Genomic DNA, 4,242 nt, shown 5'->3' with positions numbered 1-4,242 from the left:
CGACCAAGACGCTGCCCGGAGCGGCGGCTTTTCGTGGCCGCCCGCCGACAACAGGCGGGCGGCCGTTTCATATCAGGGCTTGGCCGCCCGGCGGCTTTGGCGGATCGATGGAAAAACGCGTCACTTTCTCAAGATGGTCGATCGGCATCCTGTTCGCGGTGCCGCAGTTGCTCCTGATCTTCACCTTCTTCTATTGGCCCGCCGGCCAGGCGGTTTACTGGTCGCTGACGCTGCAGCAACCCTGGGGCGGCGGCAACATCTGGGTCGGGCTCGACAATTTCCGTTCGATCCTCGCCAACACCGACTATTGGAACTCGATCACCGCCAGCCTGATCTTTGCCGGCATCAGCACCGGCCTTGCCATGGTCATCGCGTTGGTGCTTGCCACCCTGACCGACCGCCAGCTTGCCGGCTCACGCCTCTACCGCGTCGTGCTGATCTGGCCTTACGGCATCGCAGCACCTGCGCTGGCGATGGCTTTCCGCTTCATCCTGGCGCCCGAAGCCGGCTTCATGGCCGCCGTCAACAAGGTCTGGCCAGGCTTCTGGGACCCCGGCCTCAATGGTGCCGACGCCATGGCTTCTGTCATCATCGCGTTCTCCTGGAAATATGTCGGCTACAACTTCATCTTTTTCCTCGCAGCCCTGCAGGCAATCCCGCGCTCACTGGTCGAGGCGGCGGCGATGGACGGCTCCGGCGTTCTCAGACGTTTCCGGGATATCCAGTTCCCGTTGATCACGCCGACAATCTTTTTCCTCCTGGTCATCAACATCACCGAGAGCTTTCAGGATTCCTTCGGCATCGTCGACATCATGACGGCGGGCGGTCCGGCGAACGCGACCAATCTGATGGTCTACAAGATCTATTCCGACGGCTTCAAAGGCCTCGATTATTCCGGCGCCGCCGCGCAAAGCATCATACTGATGCTGCTTATCATCGTGCTCACCATCTTCCAGTTCCGCTTCATCGAGCGGCGTGTGCATTACAAGTGAGGCGGGCATGGTCGAGCGCACCCCGATCCTCAACTTGTTCACCCATCTAATCCTGTTCGTCGGCTTCGCATTTTGCGTGGCGCCGTTCATCATCGTCGCGATCGCGGCCTCGCATAATCTGAAGGATGTCAACGACGTGCCGATGTCGCTGCTGCCGGGCAGCGACTTCTGGGTCAACATCAAGGCAGCGTGGACGACGGCCGATCTCGGGCCGAAGCTGTTCAACAGCTTTATCATGGCCGCAGGCGTGGCGGCCGGCAAAGTCATCATCTCGGCGCTCACCGCCTTCTCGATCGTCTACTTCCGTTATCCCGGCCGCATGCTGATCTTCTGGCTAATATTCGTCACGCTGATGCTGCCGCTGGAAGTGCGCATCGTGCCGACCTACGCGGTCGTCGCCAACGTCATGTCGCCATATCAGGCGATCCTCGACGTGACTGGCCTGAGCTGGCTGATCGAGAAGGTCTCGGGGGTGCAGGTCGCACTCAGCCTCGGGCTGCTCAATTCCTATACCGGCCTTATCATGCCGCTGATCGCCACCGCCACCGGCACGTTCCTCTACCGGCAGTTCTTCCTGACTGTGCCGGACGAACTGACCGAGGCCGCGCGCATGGATGGTGCAGGAGCCTTGCGCTTCTTCATCGACATCCTGCTGCCCTCGTCGCGCAACAACATGGCGGCGCTCGGCACAATCATGTTCCTGTGGGCGTGGAACCAGTATCTGTGGCCGTTGCTCATCACCACCGATGCCAGCCACGCCACGGCGGTGACCGAGCTCAAGCAACTCATCCCCAATGTCGGCGGCATTCCCGAATGGAACATCGCCATGGCCGGCACGCTGATCGTCATGCTGCCGCCGCTCGTCGTCGTCGTGGCCATGCAGCGCTGGTTCGTGCGCGGCCTCATCGCCACAGAAAAGTAGGGACCAGCCGATGGCCTCGATCACCATTCGCGACGTCTACAAAAGCTACGCCAAGATGCAGGTCGTGCACGGCGTCCACCTCGACATCGCGTCGGGCGAATTCGTCGTCATCCTCGGGCCGTCGGGCTGCGGCAAGTCCACGCTGCTTCGGATGATCGCCGGGTTGGAGGAGATATCAGGCGGCACGATCGCCATCGACGGCAAGGTGGTCAACAAGCTCGAGCCGCGCGAGCGCGGCTGCGCCATGGTGTTCCAGAACTACGCGCTCTATCCGCATATGAGCGTTTCGCAGAACATCGGCTATTCGCTGAAGGTGGCGGGCGTTCCAGCCGCCGAACGCGCTCAGCGCATCCAGGCGGTCGCGCGCATCCTGGAACTGGAGCACTTGCTCGACCGGAAGCCGATGGCCTTGTCCGGCGGCCAGCGCCAGCGCGTCGCCATGGGCCGCGCCATGATTCGCGAGCCGAAGGTTTTCCTCTTCGACGAACCGCTCTCCAATCTCGACGCCAAGCTGCGCGTGCAGATGCGCTCGGAAATCCGCAAGCTGCACCGGCGGCTGAGCGCCACCTCGGTCTTCGTCACCCATGACCAGGTCGAGGCGATGACGCTGGCAGACCGGCTGGTGGTGATGAATGGCGGCCGTGTCGAACAGGTCGGCACGCCGGCGGAAGTCTACAGCCGCCCGGCGAGCCGCTTCGTCGCCACCTTCGTCGGCGCGCCGGCGATGAACATGCTGGTAGGCGAGGTCACGCTCGATGGCCTGTCGCTGCTCGGTGGCAGCCGCAAGCTCAACGTCTCGCGCGCGGGCCTGCCGGTCGGCAGCAAGATCGCGGTGGGCATCCGGCCGGAGGCCGTGCGCATCGTCGCCCCCGGCACGCCGGGCGCGCTCGACGCGACCGTCGACCTGGTCGAAGAGCTCGGTGCCGGGCGGGTCATCTATGTCGATCTCGACGGTGCGGCGTTTTCGGTAGTGACGTCGGAAACCGTCCATCCCGCGCCGGGCAGCGCCGTCGGCCTGCAGTTCTCCGAGGCCGACCTGCACTTCTTCTCGTCCGAGACGGGAAGCCGCCTTGACGTCTTCAAGGCGTCGATGCCGGTGCCGGCGCTCTGATCAAGCGCTCGGCCGGCTGCGATGGACGGCAAGGCAACTCCCTGTCCGATCGAAGAAGGGTCGCGCAATGAAAGTCATCCAGGTCACCGACGTCCATCTCGGCCGGCGCGGCGAGATCCGCTTTGGCGCTGACCTGCACGAGCGGCTCGACCGCTGCATCGACCATATCAATGCCCGCCACGGCGATGCGGCACTTTGCGTCTTCACCGGTGACCTGACCGAATCCGGCGAGGCGCAGAGCTATGCCGACCTCCAATCAGCCCTGGCGCGGCTTTCAGTCCCATATCGGCTGCTGCCCGGCAATCACGACAGGCGCGCCAACCTGGTCGCGGCTTTTGCCGGAAATCCAACCGACGAGAATGGCTTCGTGCAGTCGGTCTTCGACACGCAGGAAGCATCGCTGCTGTTCCTCGACAGCCTGGCCGAGGGCCGCGTCACCGGCGAATTATGCGACAGGCGGCTGGCCTGGCTGGATGCCAGGCTCGGCGAGGCGGCGGGCCGCCGGGCCTATATCTTCCTGCATCATCCGCCGATCGAGCTTGGCCTCGAGCTGCTCGATCCGCTCGGGCTCGAACAGCCGCATCGGCTGCTCGAGGTCCTGACGCGGCACGGCAATGTCCGCTACATCTTCTTCGGCCATGTCCATCGCGACATAGCCGGCACAGTCGCCGGCATTCCGTTTGCCGCGCAGCGCGGATTGCACGCCCGCTTCGTGCTCGACTTGGTGGGCGACGAAGTTGTCGAGCAGGCGCCGCCCGCCTATTCGATTATCCACATCGATGGGCAGCGCGTCGTCGTGCACAGCCACGATTTTCTGGAGACCTGGCCACTCTGGTCGCCGGCGACGGGCGAGCGGGTACGTTAAGGCGTGTCGATATTCAGGCGGTGCCGGCCTGATCTGAATCTCAACACGCCTTGGCTTGGAAGCTCAGGCAAAAACATGCGCTTTGCCGGAGACGGTCAGCCGCACGATCTCGCCAAGCGCCGGCGCGTCGATGCCGGGCTTGCGCAGGATCAGCGGCGTGTTGCCGATCGCCGCCGCGTCCGGCGGGTCGGGGCTGTTCAGGAGCCGCACGGCGATCGTGCACATCGAGCCGGCGAATTCGGATTCCGTCACCTCGCCGAACAGCATGTCCGGGGTTCCCGACATGCCTTCACGCGAGGTCCGTTTCAACAGCACCTGTTCCGGCCTCAGCATGATTCGGGCGACATCGCGG

The 4,242-nt window shown here is 63.9% G+C and carries 4 protein-coding genes and 1 pseudogene; 4 read left to right on the top strand and 1 reads right to left on the bottom strand.

Annotation, left to right across the window (positions count from 1 at the left end; all coding sequences use genetic code 11):
* Positions 1-107 precede the first annotated feature (107 nt).
* From EN742_RS26295 to EN742_RS26280, 4 genes are all read left to right on the top strand, one after another.
* Complete coding sequence (locus tag EN742_RS26295; protein WP_126058103.1) at positions 108-992, top strand: ABC transporter permease subunit; 885 nt, start codon at positions 108-110, stop codon at positions 990-992.
* A 7-nt stretch (positions 993-999) separates the two neighbouring features.
* Complete coding sequence (locus tag EN742_RS26290) at positions 1,000-1,914, top strand: ABC transporter permease subunit (RefSeq protein ID WP_126058104.1); 915 nt, start codon at positions 1,000-1,002, stop codon at positions 1,912-1,914.
* A gap of 10 nt (positions 1,915-1,924) precedes the next feature.
* The gene (gene ugpC, locus EN742_RS26285) at positions 1,925-3,025 is read left to right on the top strand and encodes a sn-glycerol-3-phosphate ABC transporter ATP-binding protein UgpC (protein WP_126058105.1); all 1,101 of its coding nucleotides are present in this window, start codon (positions 1,925-1,927) and stop codon (positions 3,023-3,025) included.
* A 67-nt stretch (positions 3,026-3,092) separates the two neighbouring features.
* A complete protein-coding gene (locus tag EN742_RS26280; protein WP_127400137.1) occupies positions 3,093-3,890 on the top strand; it encodes a phosphodiesterase in 798 nt (265 codons plus the stop codon).
* Between the two features lie 63 nt (positions 3,891-3,953).
* On the opposite strand, the pseudogene EN742_RS26275 reads toward EN742_RS26280, so the two are convergent.
* Positions 3,954-4,242 (bottom strand): annotated as a pseudogene (locus EN742_RS26275) (ABC transporter ATP-binding protein); the annotation flags it as partial.

Source organism: Mesorhizobium sp. M4A.F.Ca.ET.020.02.1.1 (assembly GCF_004022645.1).
GTDB lineage: Bacteria > Pseudomonadota > Alphaproteobacteria > Rhizobiales > Rhizobiaceae > Mesorhizobium.
This window is presented reverse-complemented; position numbering and strand designations above follow the sequence as displayed.

Coding starts and splice junctions, on each gene's coding strand:
- EN742_RS26280 (WP_127400137.1), top strand. CDS start 3,093: ATGAAAGTCATCCAGGTCACCGACGTCCATCTCGGCCGGCGCGGCGAG.
- EN742_RS26295 (WP_126058103.1), top strand. CDS start 108: ATGGAAAAACGCGTCACTTTCTCAAGATGGTCGATCGGCATCCTGTTC.
- EN742_RS26290 (WP_126058104.1), top strand. CDS start 1,000: ATGGTCGAGCGCACCCCGATCCTCAACTTGTTCACCCATCTAATCCTG.
- ugpC (WP_126058105.1), top strand. CDS start 1,925: ATGGCCTCGATCACCATTCGCGACGTCTACAAAAGCTACGCCAAGATG.